At 40.8% G+C, this 18,822-nt stretch carries 20 protein-coding genes; 7 read left to right on the plus strand and 13 right to left on the minus strand.

Annotated features, from left to right (window positions below; all coding sequences use genetic code 11):
- Positions 1 to 4: 4 nt before the first annotated feature.
- Complete coding sequence (hemH, locus tag UNSWCS_RS07040) at positions 5 to 958, minus strand: ferrochelatase (protein ID WP_021087891.1); 954 nt, start codon at positions 956 to 958, stop codon at positions 5 to 7.
- Complete coding sequence (locus UNSWCS_RS07045) at positions 958 to 1,827, minus strand: Gfo/Idh/MocA family protein (protein WP_021087909.1); 870 nt, start codon at positions 1,825 to 1,827, stop codon at positions 958 to 960. The genes hemH and UNSWCS_RS07045 overlap by 1 nt, the downstream gene beginning before the upstream one ends.
- Before the next feature lie 170 nt (positions 1,828 to 1,997).
- Between UNSWCS_RS07045 and alaS the strand changes: the two genes are divergently transcribed.
- Genes alaS through UNSWCS_RS07070 form a run of 5 tightly spaced genes read left to right on the plus strand, consistent with a single transcriptional unit; the run spans position 1,998 to position 7,840 of the window.
- Positions 1,998 to 4,556, plus strand: coding sequence for an alanine--tRNA ligase (gene alaS / locus UNSWCS_RS07050; protein ID WP_021087906.1), 2,559 nt, complete (start codon positions 1,998 to 2,000; stop codon positions 4,554 to 4,556).
- Positions 4,553 to 5,050: a hypothetical protein gene (locus tag UNSWCS_RS07055; protein WP_021087883.1), complete on the plus strand. Its 498-nt coding sequence runs from the start codon at positions 4,553 to 4,555 to the stop codon at positions 5,048 to 5,050. Before alaS ends, UNSWCS_RS07055 begins: the two co-directional genes overlap by 4 nt.
- Complete coding sequence (gene maf / locus UNSWCS_RS07060) at positions 5,050 to 5,592, plus strand: septum formation inhibitor Maf (RefSeq protein WP_021087946.1); 543 nt, start codon at positions 5,050 to 5,052, stop codon at positions 5,590 to 5,592. Before UNSWCS_RS07055 ends, maf begins: the two co-directional genes overlap by 1 nt.
- Positions 5,589 to 7,517, plus strand: a complete 1,929-nt coding sequence (locus tag UNSWCS_RS07065; RefSeq protein WP_021087919.1) for a transglycosylase domain-containing protein — start codon at positions 5,589 to 5,591, stop codon at positions 7,515 to 7,517. Before maf ends, UNSWCS_RS07065 begins: the two co-directional genes overlap by 4 nt.
- Positions 7,518 to 7,525: 8 nt before the next feature.
- A complete protein-coding gene (locus UNSWCS_RS07070; protein WP_021087949.1) occupies positions 7,526 to 7,840 on the plus strand; it encodes a helix-hairpin-helix domain-containing protein in 315 nt (104 codons plus the stop codon).
- 153 nt (positions 7,841 to 7,993) lie between these two features.
- Here the strand turns inward: UNSWCS_RS07070 and UNSWCS_RS12530 are convergent, their stop codons facing one another.
- Positions 7,994 to 8,167, minus strand: a complete 174-nt coding sequence (locus UNSWCS_RS12530; protein WP_021087898.1) for a hypothetical protein — start codon at positions 8,165 to 8,167, stop codon at positions 7,994 to 7,996.
- Between UNSWCS_RS12530 and UNSWCS_RS12535 the strand changes: the two genes are divergently transcribed.
- Both UNSWCS_RS12535 and UNSWCS_RS12540 read left to right on the plus strand, forming a co-directional pair.
- A complete protein-coding gene (locus tag UNSWCS_RS12535) occupies positions 8,127 to 8,582 on the plus strand; it encodes a phosphoethanolamine transferase domain-containing protein (protein ID WP_235044396.1) in 456 nt (151 codons plus the stop codon). The two genes, UNSWCS_RS12530 and UNSWCS_RS12535, sit on opposite strands and share 41 nt — an antisense overlap.
- Complete coding sequence (locus tag UNSWCS_RS12540; protein ID WP_021087892.1) at positions 8,542 to 9,492, plus strand: phosphoethanolamine transferase; 951 nt, start codon at positions 8,542 to 8,544, stop codon at positions 9,490 to 9,492. The genes UNSWCS_RS12535 and UNSWCS_RS12540 overlap by 41 nt, the downstream gene beginning before the upstream one ends.
- Positions 9,493 to 9,533: 41 nt before the next feature.
- Here UNSWCS_RS12540 and glyS read toward each other — a convergent pair whose 3' ends face one another.
- From glyS to UNSWCS_RS07125, 10 genes are all read right to left on the minus strand, one after another.
- Positions 9,534 to 11,552 carry a glycine--tRNA ligase subunit beta gene (gene glyS, locus UNSWCS_RS07080; RefSeq protein WP_021087950.1) on the minus strand — a complete coding sequence of 673 codons (2,019 nt, stop codon included), beginning with the start codon at positions 11,550 to 11,552 and terminating at the stop codon, positions 9,534 to 9,536.
- The gene (locus UNSWCS_RS11985; protein ID WP_162141601.1) at positions 11,549 to 11,701 is read right to left on the minus strand and encodes a hypothetical protein; all 153 of its coding nucleotides are present in this window, start codon (positions 11,699 to 11,701) and stop codon (positions 11,549 to 11,551) included. Before UNSWCS_RS11985 ends, glyS begins: the two co-directional genes overlap by 4 nt.
- Positions 11,702 to 11,704: 3 nt before the next feature.
- Positions 11,705 to 13,099 (minus strand): endonuclease/exonuclease/phosphatase family protein, encoded by a 1,395-nt coding sequence (locus tag UNSWCS_RS07090; RefSeq protein WP_021087932.1) that lies wholly within the window; start codon positions 13,097 to 13,099, stop codon positions 11,705 to 11,707.
- Positions 13,096 to 13,575: a tRNA (cytidine(34)-2'-O)-methyltransferase gene (locus tag UNSWCS_RS07095; protein ID WP_021085887.1), complete on the minus strand. Its 480-nt coding sequence runs from the start codon at positions 13,573 to 13,575 to the stop codon at positions 13,096 to 13,098. Before UNSWCS_RS07095 ends, UNSWCS_RS07090 begins: the two co-directional genes overlap by 4 nt.
- A gap of 74 nt (positions 13,576 to 13,649) precedes the next feature.
- Positions 13,650 to 14,822, minus strand: coding sequence for a CCA tRNA nucleotidyltransferase (locus UNSWCS_RS07100; RefSeq protein ID WP_021087933.1), 1,173 nt, complete (start codon positions 14,820 to 14,822; stop codon positions 13,650 to 13,652).
- Positions 14,782 to 15,198, minus strand: a complete 417-nt coding sequence (locus tag UNSWCS_RS07105) for a CiaD-like domain-containing protein (protein ID WP_021087921.1) — start codon at positions 15,196 to 15,198, stop codon at positions 14,782 to 14,784. The genes UNSWCS_RS07100 and UNSWCS_RS07105 overlap by 41 nt, the downstream gene beginning before the upstream one ends.
- Positions 15,195 to 15,440: a hypothetical protein gene (locus UNSWCS_RS07110; protein WP_002941772.1), complete on the minus strand. Its 246-nt coding sequence runs from the start codon at positions 15,438 to 15,440 to the stop codon at positions 15,195 to 15,197. The genes UNSWCS_RS07105 and UNSWCS_RS07110 overlap by 4 nt, the downstream gene beginning before the upstream one ends.
- Positions 15,437 to 16,504, minus strand: a complete 1,068-nt coding sequence (gene leuB, locus UNSWCS_RS07115; protein ID WP_021087900.1) for a 3-isopropylmalate dehydrogenase — start codon at positions 16,502 to 16,504, stop codon at positions 15,437 to 15,439. Before leuB ends, UNSWCS_RS07110 begins: the two co-directional genes overlap by 4 nt.
- 9 nt (positions 16,505 to 16,513) lie before the next feature.
- Entirely contained in the window at positions 16,514 to 16,999 is a 486-nt protein-coding gene (locus UNSWCS_RS07120) for a 3-isopropylmalate dehydratase small subunit (protein ID WP_021087923.1), read from the minus strand.
- Positions 17,000 to 17,123: 124 nt separating this feature from the next.
- Complete coding sequence (locus UNSWCS_RS07125; protein ID WP_021087935.1) at positions 17,124 to 18,671, minus strand: flavocytochrome c; 1,548 nt, start codon at positions 18,669 to 18,671, stop codon at positions 17,124 to 17,126.
- Positions 18,672 to 18,822 lie beyond the last annotated feature (151 nt).

Below are 18,822 nucleotides of genomic sequence, written 5' to 3' on the forward strand. Positions count from 1 at the left end.
ATTCCTAAAGGCTAAATTCTCTAGCGTTTTTTGACTTTTCTAGGACAAAACTAGCAAATTCATCACTAAAATTTGGACACTGAACGACTTTGTAAAAGCTAAAATTTAGCTCTTTAGCAAGCTTGGCATACTCGATAACTAGCTCAAAAATGGTCTCAGAGTTGTCTATACAAAAAGAGAGTGGATAGATAAGCGCTTTTTTATTTTCGCACTTTGCCAAAGCCTCGTTTAGTGATGGCTCTAGCCATTTAACTGGACCAAGACGTGACTGATAAGCAAGGCTCACATCTTTAAAATTTAGCCCCTGCTCTTTTAGCATTTTGCCTAAAATTTGCACATGTTCGTTTATGTGTTTTTCGTAGATATCGCCCTTTTCTATGATCTTGCGAGGCAAAGAGTGGGCTGAAAAGATGAGGCTAATATCGCTTATATCGGTATCTTTTACCGCTCCCTGGATATGAGAGACAATGATCTTATTGTAAGCGTCATCATCATAAAATGGCTCGCAAAGTGAAATTTTAGCTTTTAGATCAAGCTCCTCTTTTGCCTTTTTAAAATCAGCTAGGCTCGAGATTATCGTAGTTTGTGAGTGATGAGGGTAGAGTGGCAAAAGCACTATCTCATCAAATTTTTCATACTTTTTAAGTACATCTTTTACAAATGGCGAAGTGTAATTCATCGCAAAATCAACCGCGTCAAATTCGCTTTTAAGGCTTGAAATTTTCTCACAAAGCTTAGCTGTAAGCTCGCAAAGTGGCGACTTTCCGCCTATTTGCTCGTAGTTGTGCTTCGCAGTTTTTAGCCTGCCTTTTGTGATCATAAAAGCTACAAATTTTCTTAAAAATTTATTTTTTATACCCAAAATATATGGGTCATTAAACATATTTGTTAAGAAAATTTCGACATCATCTAGGCTGTTTGCACCGCCCATATTTAAAAGCAAAAGAGCTTTTTTCATCAAAATAGTTCTCTTATTTTTATCGCGTCATCGATGTTTGAAAGCTCACCACTCTCGCCACTTTGGCAAAGATCGTAAAAGGCCTCGTATTGCGCTTTTAGCTCGCTATTGTTTGTATCTATCTTTAAATTCATCTGTCCATTTTCGCTCACTTGATGAAGCTTGTGATCGATGAGATCGCCAAAATAGACGCCATTTTTCGCATTTACCTCTATCTTAAAGCGCTCTAGTGAGCCACAAAATGAGTTAGTGATATGCACTAAAATTTGATTTTTACTTTTAAAGCTTATCGCCACGTTATCGGCACTTTTGGCATTTGTCTTGTTTGTTTGAGTGTAGTAAAAGTCGCTGACTTCAGAATTTATGATATTTTTTGCTAGGTCGATGTCGGAAACTGAGAGCTCATTTATGATATTTCCGTCGCAAAGTGGCTTAAAATGAGCGATAGAAATGCTATAAATTTCCTCTTCTTTTAAAAGTGCCTTTTTAAGCGACAAGATAGTTGGATTAAAACGCTCAGAAATTCCCGTGCAAACCCTAGTTTTGTTAGTTTTGGCGGCATATTTTATCTCTTTAAGATCAGCTATACTTTTAAAAACTGGGCGTGAAATGAGGATATTTTGACAATATTTTGCGCACTGGCAAAAGGCCTCCACCATCTCCTCTCTTGGCGAGCAAAGCACGACTGCTTGAGGCTGGGCAACCTCTATAAATTCTTTAAAATCAGTATAAAAATCAGCTCTGCAAAACTCATCAACATTGTCTTTGTCAAAAATGCCACAAATTTCAAACTCGTTTGAGCGTCTAAGCTCTAAATAATGTTTTTTACCTGTGCTGCAATAGCCGATAATGCCGATTTTTAGCTTCACATTCACCCTTTAAAACTTTAGAAATTTTTAATTATTTTATTTACAAATCGCTTTTAAATAGATAAAACAAGAGATAGTTTTCAAAATATCACTATTTTTTCTCTTTTTAGAATTTCGCAAACGAATTTTGGCTAAAATCAAGCAAAATTTTAAAACTAACGAGGATAAAAATGCAAAATTTAGATATAAGAAAGGCATATCTTGATTTTTTTAAATCAAAAGGTCACGAAGTCATAGCTTCTGCGCCACTCGTGCCAAACGATGCAACACTGCTTTTTACAAATGCTGGCATGGTGCCATTTAAGAGCATTTTCACAGGCGAAGTGCCACGCCCAACACCACCTATCCGCACTAGCTGTCAGACCTGCATAAGAGCTGGAGGTAAGCACAATGACCTTGATAACGTCGGTTACACAGCGCGCCACCACACATTTTTTGAGATGCTTGGCAACTTTAGCTTTGGCGAATACTTCAAAAAAGAGGCGATCGCTTACGCTTGGGAATTTGTCACAGAGGTGCTAAAACTACCAAAAGATAAGCTTTATGTAACCGTTCATGAAAGCGACGATGAGGCCTTTGAAATTTGGAGTACTCACATCGCAAAAGAGAGAATTTACCGCTTTGGCGACCATGATAACTTCTGGCAAATGGGCGATACTGGACCATGCGGCCCTTGCAGTGAAATTTTTTACGATCAAGGGGCTGAACACTTTAACACGCCTGAAGACTACATGGGTGGCGATGGAGATAGGTTTTTAGAGATCTGGAACCTTGTTTTCATGCAGTATGAAAGAAGCGCGGATGGCAAACTAAGCCCACTGCCAAAGCCAAGCATCGATACTGGCATGGGACTTGAGCGCGTTACAGCTATCTTGCAAGGTAAATTTAGCAACTACGACAGCACACTTTTTATGCCGCTTATCAATGAAGTAGCAAAGCTTTGCGGCAAGCCATACGTCTATGAAAGTGGCGCTAGCTACCGCGTCATAAGCGATCACATCCGCTCAGTTACATTCTTACTAGCTCAAGGCACGACATTTGACAAAGAAGGTCGTGGCTACGTGCTTCGCCGTATCTTACGCCGTGCGATCCGCCATGGATACTTGCTAGGCATAAAAGAGCCATTTATGTATAAGCTTGTCGATAAAGTTTGCGAGCTTATGGGCGGACACTACACCTATCTAAACGATAAAAAAGCGGCTGTAAAAGAGCAGATCAAACTTGAAGAAGAGAGATTTTTAGCGACTATCGCAAGCGGACTTGAACTATTTGAGAGTGAGCTAAAAAATACAAAAGAAATTTTTAGCGGAGAGGCTGCGTTTAAGCTCTATGATACATTTGGCTTTCCACTTGATCTAACGGCTGATATGCTTAGAGAAAAGGGCTTAAAGGTCGATGAGGCAAGATTTGATGAGCTTATGAGCGAGCAAAAAGCACGTGCAAAAGCTGCTTGGAAAGGCAGTGGCGACAAGAGTGCGAAGGGCGATTTTAAAGAGCTACTTGAGAAATTTGGCGAGAATAAATTTATAGGCTACGAAGAGCTTAAGAGTAAAAGTAAAATTCTAGCCTTGCTTGATGAGGAATTTAAAAATATAGATAGCCTAGATGCTGGCAAAGAGGGCTGGGTGATGTTTGATGTCACTCCATTTTACGCTCAAAGTGGCGGTCAGTGCGGCGATAGCGGCAAGATAGCAGGCAAAGCAAATGTGCTTGATACGCAAAAATTTCACGGGCTAAATTTATCTTTAGTAAAAACTAGCGCGGCACTAAAAGTTGGCGACGAAGTAGAGCTTGAAGTGGGCAGTGACAGAGCGGAGACTGCGCGTCATCACAGTGCTACACACTTGCTTCACGCAGCCCTTAGAAGCGTGCTTGGCACACACATCGCTCAAGCTGGTTCAAACGTCGAGGCAGATAGGCTAAGGTTTGACTTCTCTCATCCAAAGGCGCTTACTAGCGAAGAAATTTCAAGGGTTGAGAACCTTGTAAATGAGTGGATCTTAGACGGTGCAAATGCAAAAACGCAGGTTATGGAGCTTGAAGAGGCTAAAAAAAGCGGAGCGATCGCACTATTTAACGAAAAATATGCCGACAAGGTAAGAGTCGTGAGCTTTGGTGACGTCAGTAAAGAGCTTTGCGGCGGCACACACGTGAAAAATATAGATGAGATCGGATCGTTTTTCATCACAAAAGAGAGTGGCGTAAGTGCTGGTGTTAGGCGTATAGAAGCTGTTTGCTCAAGGGCTGCGCTAAATTTAGCAAGGTCATTTAGAGCTGAGCTTGAAGAGCTAAAAGATGAGCTAAAAAGCACAGAAACACTAAATGCCGTCAAAAAGCTAAAAGGCGAGATAAAAGGCTTAAAAGATAAGTTAAAAAACGCTAAAAGCTCTGAGGAGCTAGCCTTTATAAACGTAAATGATACCAAGCTTTGTGTGGCACACATCGATGGTGGCGACATAAAAACTTTGATAGATGAGTTTAAAAATGGGCACGAAAAAGCTGCCATTTTACTGATCCAAACAGATGAAGAGGGTAAAATTTCTCTTGCAGCTGGCGTGAAAAATGCTCCTATAAAAGCTGGCGCTTGGGTTAAATTTGCAGCGCAAATTCTAGGCGGCAATGGCGGCGGAAAAGACGACTTTGCAACAGCTGGCGGCAAAAACGCTCTAGCTATCGAAGACGCTATAAAAAGCTCACTTGAGTATGCAAGGCAAGCTTTAGAAAAATGATTCATCAAGAGATCGCTTTTTTTAAATTTGATCAACTAATCATCTTCTTGCATATTAGCTTCGTAGCTCTTTTTATAGGGCTACAAGCTGGTTTAGTGCTTGCTGGAAGCTATTTTATAAAAAATAAATTTGAAGATAAAGAGCGCTATCACATCTTGCTTCACATCATAAGACGCTTTGGACTAGCCATCTTTGCGCTAGTTCTTGTCATCGCGCTAACTAGCCTGATAATAATCTTTTACTTTGATGATGGCAAAATGCAAAATCCGATGGCAAGTGCCATAGTAGCGACCAAATGGGCGATAGAGCTATTTTTACTCTTGAATTTAAGCTACATCTTTTATCGATACAAAAAGGCTTTAAAAACTCTAAGATCGCACGAGATGATCGAGCTAAACGAGAGCCTAATCGTCATCATCTACTACTTCACGCCACTAAATTTACTAGCTTCGCTCGCGGCTGTCTATCTTGGCGTGAGCTATAGGGGATTTTGATGATCACTCTTGCTTCTAGCTCGCCAACAAGGGCAAATTTACTAAAAGATGCTGGGATAGAATTTAAACAAATTTCTTGCAGTTTTGATGAGAGCATGATAGCAAAGAGCCTAAAACCAGAAATTTACGTCCAAAACGTCGTAAAAGCTAAAAAAGAGCAGTTTTTAAAGACAAATGGCAAGCTTTTAAATTTACTCTTTGCAGATAGCTGCGTGGCTTGTATGGATAAAATTTTAGGCAAGGCAAAGGATGCAAACGAGGCACTTGCTATGCTAAATTTACAAAGTGGCAATGAGTGTAGCGTCTATACGGCGATGATATTTTTAGGCGAATTTGAGCTTATAAATGTAAGCAAGACTACATATAAATTTGCTAAATTTATCGAGCAAGACCTAAAAAGCTACCTAGAAAGTGGCGAGTGGCAAGGCAAAGCTGGAGCCATGACGATAGAAAATTTTAATAAAAAATACATCATCTCCCAGCACGGCGAGACAAGCACGGCAATGGGGCTAAATTTAAAAACATTAAAGGCATTTTTATGAAATATATCTTGGCATTTATCTTTGTAGTTGCCATCGCACTTGGTGGGGCGTTTTTATACTTTTATTCGCAGGTGAGATTTGACGCTTATACCATCATCGACTACAAGCCAAAGCTTGCGACACAAATTTTTGATAGAAACAACGAGCTCATCGCAAATATCTTTGAGGAAAATAGAATTTACGTAAAATATAACGACATCCCACCACGTGTCATCGAAGCGCTCGTGGCTATCGAGGATACGAGCTACTTTGAGCATGGCGGTATCAACGTAGAAGCCATGGCAAGAGCTGCGATAAAGGACATCAAAGCTAGAAAGCTGGTAGAAGGCGCATCTACGCTAACTCAGCAGCTCATAAAAAACCTAGCCCTAAGCCGTGAGAAGAAATTTACAAGAAAGATAAAAGAGGTCGTGCTTGCTATGAAGCTTGAAAGCGAGCTTAGCAAAGAGGACATCATCGAAAGATACCTAAATCACGTATATTTCGGGCACGGCTACTACGGCATCAAAACAGCTGCAGAGGGGTACTTTAGAAAAGAGCTAAATGAGCTAAGCATAAAAGAGATAGCGATGCTAGTTGGCATGCCAAAAGCACCAAGCACTTATGATCCTACAAAGCACCTTGACCTCTCGCTTAGTCGCGCAAACAGGGTACTTGAGAGGATGTATAGCATCGGCTGGATAAACGAAGATGAGTACCGAAAGGGCGTGCTTGAAGAGCCAGCAGTCTTTGACGATACGCTCACACGCAACAAAGCTCCTTACGTGGTCGATGAGATCATAAAAGAGGCTTCAAAGAAATTTGACGACATAAAAACTGGCGGTTACAAGATACAAAGCACAGTCGATCTAAACGTGCAAAAGATCGCTCAAGACGCTCTAGTCTATGGCTACAATGAAATTTTAAAAAGAGATAAAAAGGCAAATCCAGAGATGCTAAATGGCGCTATCGTCGTCACTCATCCACAAAGCGGTCAAATTTTAGCTCTAATTGGCGGTATCGACTACGCAAAAAGTAGCTACAACAGAGCGACACAAAGCAAGCGCCAGCCAGGATCTAGCTTTAAGCCATTTATCTATCAAATAGCTCTTGATAGCGGCTACTCAGTCGTCTCTCAAGTAGCTGACATCGCTAGGACGTTTGACATGGGCAATGGCAAAGAGTGGACGCCAAAGAACTATAGCGGTGGTTTTCAAGGTTACATCACGATAAAATCAGCCTTAACCCAGTCTCGCAACCTCGCAACCATAAATTTACTAAACGATCTTGGTCTTAGCTCAGTTCGCAAACAGCTTACGGATATGGGCTTTAACGACATCCCTGAAAATTTATCAATCGCACTTGGTAGCTTTGGAATTTCGCCACTTGACTTTGCGAAATTTTACTCGATGTTTCCAAACGATGGCGAAGTGGTCGAGCCTACGCTCATTAAGCATATAGAAAATAGCTTTGGCGCGTCGATGGACTATGAGCCTCAAAAGAAGCAGGTGCTAAAACCTGAGCAGGCATTTTTGATGACTACCTTGCTTCAAAATGTCGTAAATAACGGCACTGGACGCAACGCAAAGGTAAATGGCATCCAGATCGCTGGCAAGACTGGCACGACAAACAACAATATCGATGCTTGGTTTTGCGGCTATTCGCCTGATATCGAGGCCATCATCTGGTACGGAAACGACGACAACAGCCCTATGAAAAAGGTCGAGGGTGGCGGCAGGACAGCTGCACCTGTCTTTAAGAAATTTATGGAGGGCTACATCAAGCTCTACCCTACCCTAAGACGTGCTTTTGAGCAGCCTGATGGCGTCTATAAAGGATACTACAACGGCGCTGATGAGTACTACACAAACGACTCACCGTTGCCGCAAAATACGCCAACAAATGACATCATTCAAGATCAAGAAAACGATGGATTATTATTTTAGGAGATAAGATGAAAAAATTAAAAATTTTACTTTGTCTAGCGCTTGCAAGCCTTGCATACGGCGCTGATCTAAACACAGCTAGCAAGAGCGAGTTAATGAGTCTTGGACTAAACAAGAGCCAGGCGCTAAACGTCATAAAGTATAGAAAAGCTCATAAATTTACAAGCATCGAAGAGCTTGAGAAGGTTCAAGGAATCGGCTTTAACGACATGCAAAAGGTCAAAGAAAAGCTTAGTGTAAAAGATAGCAAAAAGACGAAAAAGGCTGAGCCTGAAAAGAAGTCAAAAAATAAGAAGCTAAAGAGCAAGAAAAAGAAAAAATAATTTTTCTCTTATAAATTTCTAGCCATTTACATTTTAGCTCTATCATTACGCCCTTGAAAGAAGGTGGCTAGAAATGCTAAACATCAACAAAATAAGACATATAAGCTTTGTAAAATTTTTAATTTTATTTGTAGCTTATATGTTTTTCATAAACTACATATTTTTATTCAAGGGCGTATTTTTAGGATCTTTATCTGGCGATACTTTATCTTTTTCTATAATGCTTACTGCTCTACTTAGCATATTTTTTCTTTTGCTCTTTGCTGGAGTTTTTTGCATTTTGCTTGTGCCATTTTTGCTAAAACCTCTTGCTATCTTTCTCATCATGATTAGCAGCATATCTGCTTACTTTATGCAAGCTTACGGCATCATTATAGATAAAGGCATGCTATTAAATGTCTTGCACACTGATACAAGAGAGGCCTTTAGCTATTTTAATGCCAGCTTAGTTCTTTGGCTTATTTTTGTAACCATCCTGCCTTGCGTATATGTAGCACTTGTAAAGATTAGCTATGGCAGTTTTAAAAATGCGCTTAGATCAAGAGTAAAAATAACCCTTAGCACTTTAGTAAGTGCAGCTATAATCTTTGCTCTCATGTCTAAAATTTTTATACCATTTTTTAAAGAACCACAACGCCTCAACCATAAGCGTCTTACTCCCATACTATCCTATCTACTCTGGCATAAGATTAGCAAAGTCTTTGGCACAAAAACCGCTCCCTTTTACCTACGTGGCAGATGACGCAACTCTTACTAACGATAAAAAGAAAATTTTAGTTTTGATAGTTGGCGAGACACAAAGGAGCAAAAACTACTCGCTAAATGGCTACGCTAAAAACGATACAAACAAATTTACCAAGCAAAAAGATGTAGTAAGTTTTACAAATTTCTACTCATGCGGAACCGCGACAGAGACTAGCGTGCCTTGCCTATTTTCAGACTTAAAGCGAGAAAATTTTAGCAACCGCGAGGCTAAGGCTCGTGAAAATTTAGTTGATATCATCAACAAACTTGGAATAAAAACATACTTTTTTGGCAACAATAGTGGCGGATGCAAGGGCGTTTGCGACAATCTCGATCAAAACCACACCTCAGAGCACAGAGCAGCTGGCTTTGATGAAGTGATATTTGATGAGGCAAAAAAGGTCATAAAAGATGCAAATTCCACTACATTTATCGTGCTACATTTGCAAGGCTCACATGGCCCTATCTACTACAAAGGCTACCCAAGTAAATTTAAAGAATTCACCCCAACATGCGACACCGCCGAGCTAAACAAATGCACGCCAGATGAGATAGCAAACACCTACGACAACACCATTTTATATGAGGACTATCTGCAAAGCAAGCTGATAAATGCCCTTGAAGCAAGAAAAGATAAATTTGAGGTTGCCATGTTCTTTTTCTCAGATCACGGAGAGAGTCTGGGCGAAAATGGCATATATTTACATGGCCTGCCTTACTCCATCGCTCCAGATGAACAAAAACACATCCCAGCCATCGTCTTTTCAAGCGATAGTGAGCTTTTAAAAAGACTAAAAGCTAGAAAAGACGAAAGCCTTTCGCATGATTTTGTCTTTAGCTCAGTTCTTGGATATTTTGGGGTAAAAACTAAGGCTTACGAGCCAGAATTTGATATTTTTAGGGAGTAAATTTAAAGCCAGCCTAGGCAAAGCCCGAAGCTGGCGCAAATTTAAAAGCTGATCTCTTTTATATCAGCTACTTTTAGTATCTCGCTATAAATTTGACCGATGATCGCGACGCGGTTATTTCGCACTTTCTCGTTTTCAACGTTTATCATAACTTTGTCAAAAAACTCATCTATCTGCGGTTTTAGAGCAAATAGCGCTTTTAGCCTTGGCTCGTATGCTAGGCTCTTATCAACCGCTTTAAACGCATCATTTAAAGCCTTTTCAGCATCTATCTTAAAGAGGCTTTCATCGACCTTGCTAAATTTATCATCTTTTATGATGTTTGCAAGGCGCTTAAATGTCGAGAAATTCTCCCTAAAATTTGGCTCGCTTGAAATTTTAGCAAGCGCCTCTATCATCTTAGTTAGCTCCAAGATGTCCTTTTCTCCGCTTTTTATGCAAGCTTTTACGATAGAAGCGTTTGCGTCAAAGAAGGTATAGAGCCTATCAAGGATGAAATTTATAAGCACTTCAACGTCAAATTTTTTATAATCTTTTGCGATATCTTCTAAAATTTCTTTTACGTTAAATTTCAGATTATGCGCCAAAACGATCTTTATCACGCCATTTGCTGCGCGCCTTAGAGCGTATGGGTCTTTCGTGCCGCTTGGGATTTTGCCGATGCTAAAGAGCCCCATTAGTGTATCAAGCTTATTTGAAAGTGCCACAACCGAGCTAAAGACCTTACTTGGGCACTGCGCCTCTTCGCCGTCTGGCAGATACTGCTCTTTTATGGCTAAAACGACGCTTTCATCTTCATTTTTAGCCTTTGCGTAGTAAGCACCCATGATGCCTTGAAGCTCGGTAAATTCATAAACCATCTGCGTTGTAAGATCGGCCTTACTTAGCATCACAGCTCGCTCTAGCTTGCTCCCGTACTCGCCAGCTTCTTTTTTAAGTAGCTCATCATAGTTGCTAGCTAGTTTTTTAGCCACTTTTAGCTCTCTAAGCTCTTTTTCATAGATGCTTCCAAGCTCTTTTAGGTAGGTTATATTTTTTAGTTTTTCTGGGCTAAATTCGGCCTTAAGGTCGCTTTGCCAAAAAAACATCGCATCACTTAGTCTTGCTCTTAGCACCTTTTCGTTGCCTTTGATGATGAGCGAATAGTCCTTTGTGATGGCGTTACTAACGACTACAAAGCCATTTGCAAGCTTGCCATCTTTAAAGACTGGGAAGTAGCGCTGATTTTCTTTCATCGAAGTGATGATGACCTCGCTTGGCACCTCCAAAAACTCCTCTTCAAACGAGCCAAGAAGCGCTGTTGGATACTCAGTGATCGCCACTACTTCAGCTAGCAGCTCTTTATCGATCTCGATCTTTAGCCCACTTTTTTGGCTGATCTTTTCAAACTCATCAAGGATTATCTTCTCTCTCTCATCCGCTTCAAGCACGACGCCACGGCTCTTTGAGCCTTCAAAATACTCTTTTATATTTGAAATTTTTATCTTGTCGTAGCTAACGCTTCTGTGAGGATATGTAGAGTTGCTGCTCTCTACGCCAAATTTGTTAAATTTAATGACCTCATCTCCAAGCAAGCATAAAAACGATCTTATCGGGCGGATAAACTCAAACTCACCATTGCCCCAGCGCATAGACTTGCCAAAATTTAGGCTCTTTAAAAACTCCTCGACCATGTCGCCCATTATCTTAGCAACCGGCTCGCCCTTTACCTCTTTTTCGTGATAAAGCACCTCTTTGCCGTCTATCTCTTTAAATTTAAGCTCACTCTCGCTTATGCCGCATTTATTTGCAAAGCTAAGCGCAGCCTTTGTAAAAACTCCGTCTTTTAGCGCTACTTGCTTTGGTGCGCCAACAAAGCTAGCCACACTATCTGGCTGAGCCTGCGGGAATTTCTCATGGAAAAAGACCAAACGGCGCGGCGTGTAGTAAAATTTAAACTCGCTTTTGATGTTGTATTTTTCAAGCACAGCCTGCCATTTAGCATTGATGTTTGGCAGCTCCCTTAAAAATGGTATCGCTGGAAGCTCCTCGACTCCGATCTCTAGTAACAACTCTTTCATATCTCACTCTTTTTATTAAAATTTTCTCTTTTTTCTCTTATCATCTCTCTTGCTCTCTCCTTCTCTTGCGCCTGCAAAATGACGCCTCTTATCATAAATATCACAAACAAAACAAATGCTGCGATCATAAAAATATCTAAAATTTGCACCATCTACTCCACAACGATCTCTTTTTCGTTTTTATAAATTTTCACCCTCGCCCGCTCAAAGCTATACTCGCCATCTTTTAGCCTTCTTTTGCTATAAACTCTGATCTTGCCATGTGGCGTATGCAAGTAGCCACTCTCCAGCTTGCCTGAAATTTTAGCGATCACGTCGCCACTTCTAGCCTCACTTAGTTTTGAGCTATCAAGTAAATTTTCACTCACATCTTTTGTGCCATGCTCATTTATGATCTCATAAGAGCTCACTTCAAGCGCCTCTTTGTAAAATTTCACTCGCCTAATCAAAATGTCAAGTTCATCGCCGACGCCGACGCTATTTTTAGGATCAAAAACGTAAATTCCACGGCGATTTTTCGAGATGATAAAGCCATGTTTATCTTTTAAGATGACAACAGCTCTTTCAACTTGCGCTGGCACATCCTCAGGATGCTCAAAAAGCGTCTCTATGTCAGCTCTTTTATAGTTTTGATCCTCTACTTTTTTAGCTTCTTTTTTTAAATTTTCATTCGCAAGCATACCACTTTTAGCAGGGCTAGGTTTGGTTGAGATTTTAAATTTAAGCGCAAAGTGATCTGAGTAAAGATCGCTCTTTGCAAAGCCATGCTCATTGACCACAAAGCTTGGTTTAAAGACCTCAAAACTGCCATCAACATAGCTTAGATCGCCATTTGCCATAAAGCTAGGCGAGAGCAAAACGTGATCAATGGCCCGCTTTTTGCCATGGACTGCATGAGAGTATCTATCTTTTGGGGCGAGAAAGCTATAAAGATCGTAAAATCCACGAGTTGCAATGATATCGTTTAAGATAGATTTTTGCCCATAAGGTGAGTTAAAATCACCTAAAACTATGGCATTTTGCTCGTTACCTAGAGCTGCCCTTAGTGTTCTTTCGGCCTTTTTTTGCATATTTATGCCGTTTTTGTAAGCCGGGAAGTGATTGACAAAAACGCTAAATTTCTTACCCTCCACCTCAAAAACGACCTTTAAAATGTTTCTAGTTTTTACATTTGGTACTTCAAAAATTTCACTGCCACTTGGCTTTATTTTTGACACAAGAGCTAGTCCGACTGGAGAGTTTTTTGCCTTGCTAAAGGCTATAAATTTATACTCACTGCCATCAACCAAAGCCCTTAAAACCTGCTCGTTTTCAACCTCTTCAAGTGCGATGATGTCGGTATTTATAGCGTCTATGACCTGTTTTGTTCTTTTTAGTTTTGAGCTGGCCGCCTCGCAATCCCACTTTGAAGTGCTAGATTTAAAGTCGGGATATTCGCTGCCATCATCCTTGCAGTCAAATAAATTTTGCACGTTATAAGTTGCGATGCTTACCTCGCTAGCAAACGCCATCAAAACGGCAAAGACTAATGCAAAGAGCGCTCTCAAACCTCGCTCCTAAAGTCAAATTTAGAGATGTTTTGTCTGATCGCCTCATACGCGATGATGCCAGCACTCATGGCTAAATTTAAGCTCCTGCCCTCTTTTCCCATCGGGATCGTTATGGCGTTTTTAAAATTTATATCCATAAATTCTCTCGGCAGCCCTGTACTCTCTCCGCCAAAAAATATAAAATCTCCTGGCTCAAATTTAGCGTCGTAGTAAAGTCTGTTTGTCTTTGTCGTAGCAAAGAAAAATCGCTCTTTGTGGCTTAAATTTGCCTCCAAAAATTCATCCAAACTCTGCCAAATTTGTGGCTTTAAGATTTTCCAATAATCAAGCCCAGCACGTCTAACAGCCTTTTCGCTCAGATCAAAGACAGTTGGCTTAACGATGTGCAGCTTTAAATTTGCATTTACGCACATTCTGCCGATAGCTCCGGTGTTTTGCGGTATCTGAGGATGAACTAGGACTATGTTAAACATAAGTTTTTCTTGCCTTAAAAAGTGTTATAAACTGGCTCATTTTAGCCAAAATGGGCTTTTAAGAGTTTTAAAGATTAAGATTTTCTAAATTTGCGCTCACTAAGATATCTTGAAATTTCAAGCTCCTGAGCGCGTTTTATCTCAGCTGCTATCATCTCGTTTTTAAAGCCAGCCGCCAAGATCTCTCTCACATCTATCTTTGGCTCAAATTTACTCTCATAAATTCCAAGCTCTTTTGCACGCTCTATGCGCTCTTTATTGTAAGCTCCAAGCCATGATTTTATGGGCATATTTAGAGCGATTTGTAGTAGCTCTCTATCGCTTGGCATAGCTTTAAAAAATGGCTCTTTTAAGATAGAAAAGTAGCTCTTTGGCAGACGCATTTTTTCTAAAATTTCCTTTGCGTCAAGCTCAAATTTGCCAAAAAGCATATACAAAAATAGCCTCTCATCATCTACGAAATTTCTAGCGCTCTTTAGTTCGCTCAAGAACTCATCATTCTTGCAAATTTGCACGCCAAAAATTTCTTTAAAAAGTGAAAGCTTAAAAAGATAAAATGCCCCTTTTTCAAGATGCTCTGAGCGAAAAAATTTAATAAGCTCGGTATTTATCCTATCCTTACTTAGATGCGCTAGATCAAGCGTTTTCATAAGCTCTAGCGTATCATCATCTATGCTAAAATCAAGCCTAGCACTAAACTGCACGCCACGTAGCACCCTTAGCGGATCTTCTTTAAATTTCTCACTATCGATGTGCCTTAGCGTCTTGCTTTCAAGGTCCTTTTTTCCGCCATGAAAGTCTAAAATTTCGCCGTTAAAGATGTTCATCATCATGGCATTTACCGTAAAATCACGCCTAAGACTTGCAAGGCTTGGATCATTTATGTAGCTTACGGCAAAGTCTTTGTGCGAATTTCCAGTCTTGCTCTCGCTTCGTGGCAAGCCAAGATCGTAGTTTTTATATTTGTAGATAAAGTAGCTTTTGCCAACACCGCTAGCTCTTATGTCAGCCATTAGCTCGTCAAATTTGAGAGGCTCTATGTCATAAACTTCGATGTCATAATCATAAATTTCTCGTCCCAAAAGTGCATCTCTTACGCAGCCACCTACTAGATAGACACGCTTGCTAAATGGGGCAAATAGCGACCTAAAAAAGTCTAGCTCGCTATTTTTGTAAATGCTTGTACTAGTTTTTGCCTCAAATTTATTATTTTGAGAGATTTTGTAGTCTATTTTCGATGTTTGCAAGGGTAAATTCTAAAAATTTAGTCGTTAGCTCGAGCCTTTGGCTAAGGTCTTGCTCGCTAGTTTGTTTAAGCCCCTCAAAAAGCACCTCGATGCGCTCAGCAAGGTTTGCTAAGAAAATTTCTTCATCACTTATCTCCCTGCTCTTTGGTGAAATTTGCGCTACCTTTGGCTCTAGCTCGATTTGCTCATTTGGCACACTTGCCTCTACTTTTGGCTCTTCAAGCACTTGCTCATTGGCAGATTCTATTGCTAAAAGCTCTTTTTTTAAATTCTCCCTTTCAAGCTCTTCTTGCTTTTTGTTTTGCAGTGCCTCTATCTTTTCAAGCTCGGCGCTAACCTCACTAATGGCCATCCTAGCGATATCATCAAGCTTCATAATCTTATCAACCACCTTTTAAATTCATTTATCTCTTCGTCACTTTTCATCCTGATAAAAAACTCTTTCATCTGCTCATTTTTTATCACGCGCTCCTTGCGAAGTCCGCTCAGGCGGTTTATCGCGCTAAGGGCGTCCTTGTTTGACGGGTCTTGTTTTAAGATGTTCTTGTAAATTTCAAGCGCATCGTCTTTTAGCCCTTGCGCCTCGTAGATCAGTGCTTCAGTGATCGTGTTTTTCATTTTTTGATAAATCCTGCTATCACGTCGCCTATCTCGCTTGTTGAGCAAATTTCAACTGCGTTAAATGCGGCGATATCTTTTGTTCTATATCCCTTTGCAAGCGCTGTTTTTACGGCATTTTCTATCGCATTTGCTGCCTCGCTCTCGCCAAATGCGTATCTTAGCATCATCGCTGCACTTAAAATGGTCGCGACCGGATTTGCTATACCCTGCCCTGCGATGTCTGGCGCTGAGCCGTGGATAGGCTCATAAATTCCCACTTTACCGCCCATGCTAGCGCTTGGCAAAAGTCCTATCGAGCCACAAACCATGCTCGCTTCGTCGCTTAAGATGTCGCCAAATAAATTTTCAGTCAGTATGACGTCAAAATTTGCTGGCGCTCTTACTAGCTGCATCGCTGCGTTATCTACATACATAAAGCTAAGCTCTACTTCAGGATAGCCCTTTGCCACTTCGCTGGTCACCTCGCGCCAAAGCTGGCTTGTCTCAAGCACATTTGCCTTATCGACCATGCAGACCTTTTTCTTGCGAAGCATAGCCGTCTCAAAGGCGATCTTTGCGATGCGTTCGATCTCAAATTTAGAATAAACCATCGTATTAAACGCTCTATCTTCGCCTTTTTCTCTAGGCTGTCCAAAATAAAGCCCGCCAGTTAGCTCGCGAACCACGACAAAATCAACACCCTTTAAAACCTCTGGCTTTAGCGTGCTAGCATCCACTAGCTCGTCAAAGATGATAGCTGGGCGTAAATTTGCATAAGCTTCTAGCTCTTTTCTGATCTTTAAAAGCCCACTCTCTGGCCTTAGGTGTCTTGGCAGGCTGTCCCATTTCTCGCCGCCGATCGCTCCAAAAAGCACAGCATCGCTACTAAGTGCCGAACTTAGCGTCTCATCTGGCAGTGGCTCGCCAAAAACGTCGTAGGCTGCTCCGCCCATTAGCTTGTAGTCATACTCAAATTTGATACCAAACTCAGCGCTCACTACGTCTAAAACCTTTATCGCCTCGTCGATGATCTCAGGGCCGATGCCATCGCCTTTTATAACGCAAATTTTATAGTTTTTCATCGCCGCTCCTTAGTTCATCTTCGCTTTTGCGTACTCGATAAGGCCGCCAGCGTTTAAAAGCTCTTGCATAAATGGCGGGATAGCGTTAAATTTATACTCTTTTTTTGTGATTTCATCTACGATGACGCCGTTATCTACGTCGATCTTTAGCGTGTCGCCCTCGTTTATCTCATCAGTCTCTTTTATCTCAAGTATCAAAAGCCCTGTATTAAAGCTGTTTCTATAAAAAATCCTCGCAAAGCTCTTAGCCACAACAGCTGCTATGCCAGCCTCTTTTAGCGCTAATGGGGCGTGCTCTCTTGAGCTGCCGCAGCCAAAATTTTCGCCAGCTACGATGATGTCGCCTTTTGCTATTTTTGAGCTAAATTTAGGATCGGCGTCTTCCATGATGTGTTTTGCTAGCTCTTTTTCGTCTGAAGTGTTTAAATATCTTGCGGCGATGATGATGTCAGTGTCGATATTATCACCAAATTTCCAAACTTTGCCTTCTTTCATTTTTAACCTTTAGTTTTATAAATTTGGGCTGATTTTAACCAAAAGAAGCTAAATAAATAATCAAAAGCGCTATTGCAAGCTAAATTTAGCGGCATTTAAACCGCTAAATTTAAGTAAAAATAAATTAGATATTCTCTCCAGCAACCATACCAAATACCATACAATCAGCCATGCTCATCGTACCAAGACGGCTTGCTCCATGCACGCCACCAGTGATCTCGCCAGCTGCGTAAAGACCTGCGATAGGCTCGTGAGTAGTTGCGCTTATGACTTGCGCTTTTGTATTTATCTCGACGCCACCCATGCAGTAAAGGATCTTTGGCGTAGTCTCACTCGCGTAAAATGGCGCTTTTGTAATGCCAATGCCATTTACATCAGCTTTTGTCAAAGGTTTGCCAAACTCAGGGTCTTTTTCATTTTTGACATATTCGTTGAAATTTTTAATAGTCTCCAAAAATGGCTCAAGTGGGATATTATAAGCTTTTGCAAGCTCTTCAAGTGTGTTAAATTTCTTTATAGAGCCCTCTTCAACGCCCTTTTTTGTATAAGCGATATTGTTTGCATCAACGGCTGCTTGATCGCAGATATTTACTGGATAGTTGTCATTTTTATCGCTTTGCGCCATGCAAGCAAAGATCGCATCGCTCTTTACCTTGCGGCCTGCATGCTCGTTCATAAAGCGTTTGCCTGTTTTTGGATTGACGCTTAAGCCGTAGTCATTTGCACAGTGATTTGTAAAAAGTGCAGATGTGCCAAAGCCTCTTTCAGTTGGATTTGTATATGGATTTAGCTGGATCCAGCTAAGTTGGATAGGGTTTGCTCCAAGCTTCATCGCAGCTACTAGCGCTCCAGAGGTTGCACCTGGCTGGCTAACTGTCTCGATATTGTCTTTTAGATACGGCACTTGCTGCATCCTAAACCACTTATCAGAGCTAAAACCTCCTGCTGCTAGGATGACGCCATCTTTTGCTTTAAAGCATTTTGGCGTGCCGGTTTTATTCTCTTTATCGTCGTTTGCGAGCTGATGATCAAACCTATAATCCTCCCTGCATTTTATGCCAACAACCCTGCCATTTTCATCGATGATAAAATCATCAAATTTAGTCCTTCTTTTTGTCACGGCATTTGGATTTTTATCGATCGCATCGTGCATAGGCAAAACATATCCCGCGCCACTTGTGTTTTTAGACTGAACAGCACGTTTTATAGAGTGACCGCTCGCTGAGATCACCTTGCCAGTAAATTCAACGCCAAGTGTTTTTAGGTATTCAAAAGCGTCATTTGCACGGTCATAGATAACCTCAAGCAGATCGACATGGTTTAAATTTTGACCATCTTTTAGGCAGTCAGCGATAAAAGCCTCTTTGCTATCTTTTATGCCTGCTGCTTTTTGAAATTCATTATTTGGGACAGCCATATTGCCAGCATTTATGACTGAGTTGCCGCCGCTTCGTCCCATTTTCTCGATCATTAGCACTTTTTTGCCGCGTTTTAGCGCTTGCAAAGTAGCCATCGAGCCTGCAAAGCCTGTGCCTATGACGATGACGTCATACTCTTCGTCAAATTTAATATCTTTTGCCTCTAAAACTCCAGCATTTGCACTGCTAGCAGCAAGTGCCAATGCGCCAGTAGCACCCATTTTCATAAAATTTCGCCTAGAAATTTCTCTCATTGTTTGCTCCTTTTTTAAATTTCTTGGCGTAAATTATACGTCAATTACGCATAAAATAAAACTTAATTATCCGCGCGCATTTAAAATGAGAGTATTTTACATTTAAAATGAGAGTGGAATAAGGATAAAATTTGGTTTACTATCATTTTAA

Source organism: Campylobacter concisus UNSWCS (genome assembly GCF_000466685.1).
GTDB lineage: Bacteria > Campylobacterota > Campylobacteria > Campylobacterales > Campylobacteraceae > Campylobacter_A > Campylobacter_A concisus_A.

What these genes read in the sequence shown, in the direction of transcription:
- alaS (WP_021087906.1), top strand. Translation starts at nt 1,998, where the DNA reads ATGCAAAATTTAGATATAAGAAAGGCATATCTTGATTTTTTTAAATCA.
- hemH (WP_021087891.1), bottom strand. Translation starts at nt 958, where the DNA reads ATGAAAAAAGCTCTTTTGCTTTTAAATATGGGCGGTGCAAACAGCCTA.
- glyS (WP_021087950.1), bottom strand. Translation starts at nt 11,552, where the DNA reads ATGAAAGAGTTGTTACTAGAGATCGGAGTCGAGGAGCTTCCAGCGATA.
- UNSWCS_RS07070 (WP_021087949.1), top strand. Translation starts at nt 7,526, where the DNA reads ATGAAAAAATTAAAAATTTTACTTTGTCTAGCGCTTGCAAGCCTTGCA.
- UNSWCS_RS07055 (WP_021087883.1), top strand. Translation starts at nt 4,553, where the DNA reads ATGATTCATCAAGAGATCGCTTTTTTTAAATTTGATCAACTAATCATC.
- UNSWCS_RS07065 (WP_021087919.1), top strand. Translation starts at nt 5,589, where the DNA reads ATGAAATATATCTTGGCATTTATCTTTGTAGTTGCCATCGCACTTGGT.
- UNSWCS_RS07095 (WP_021085887.1), bottom strand. Translation starts at nt 13,575, where the DNA reads ATGTTTAACATAGTCCTAGTTCATCCTCAGATACCGCAAAACACCGGA.
- UNSWCS_RS07120 (WP_021087923.1), bottom strand. Translation starts at nt 16,999, where the DNA reads ATGAAAGAAGGCAAAGTTTGGAAATTTGGTGATAATATCGACACTGAC.
- leuB (WP_021087900.1), bottom strand. Translation starts at nt 16,504, where the DNA reads ATGAAAAACTATAAAATTTGCGTTATAAAAGGCGATGGCATCGGCCCT.
- UNSWCS_RS07110 (WP_002941772.1), bottom strand. Translation starts at nt 15,440, where the DNA reads ATGAAAAACACGATCACTGAAGCACTGATCTACGAGGCGCAAGGGCTA.
- UNSWCS_RS12530 (WP_021087898.1), bottom strand. Translation starts at nt 8,167, where the DNA reads ATGATGAGAAAGATAGCAAGAGGTTTTAGCAAAAATGGCACAAGCAAA.
- UNSWCS_RS07125 (WP_021087935.1), bottom strand. Translation starts at nt 18,671, where the DNA reads ATGAGAGAAATTTCTAGGCGAAATTTTATGAAAATGGGTGCTACTGGC.
- UNSWCS_RS07105 (WP_021087921.1), bottom strand. Translation starts at nt 15,198, where the DNA reads ATGAAGCTTGATGATATCGCTAGGATGGCCATTAGTGAGGTTAGCGCC.
- maf (WP_021087946.1), top strand. Translation starts at nt 5,050, where the DNA reads ATGATCACTCTTGCTTCTAGCTCGCCAACAAGGGCAAATTTACTAAAA.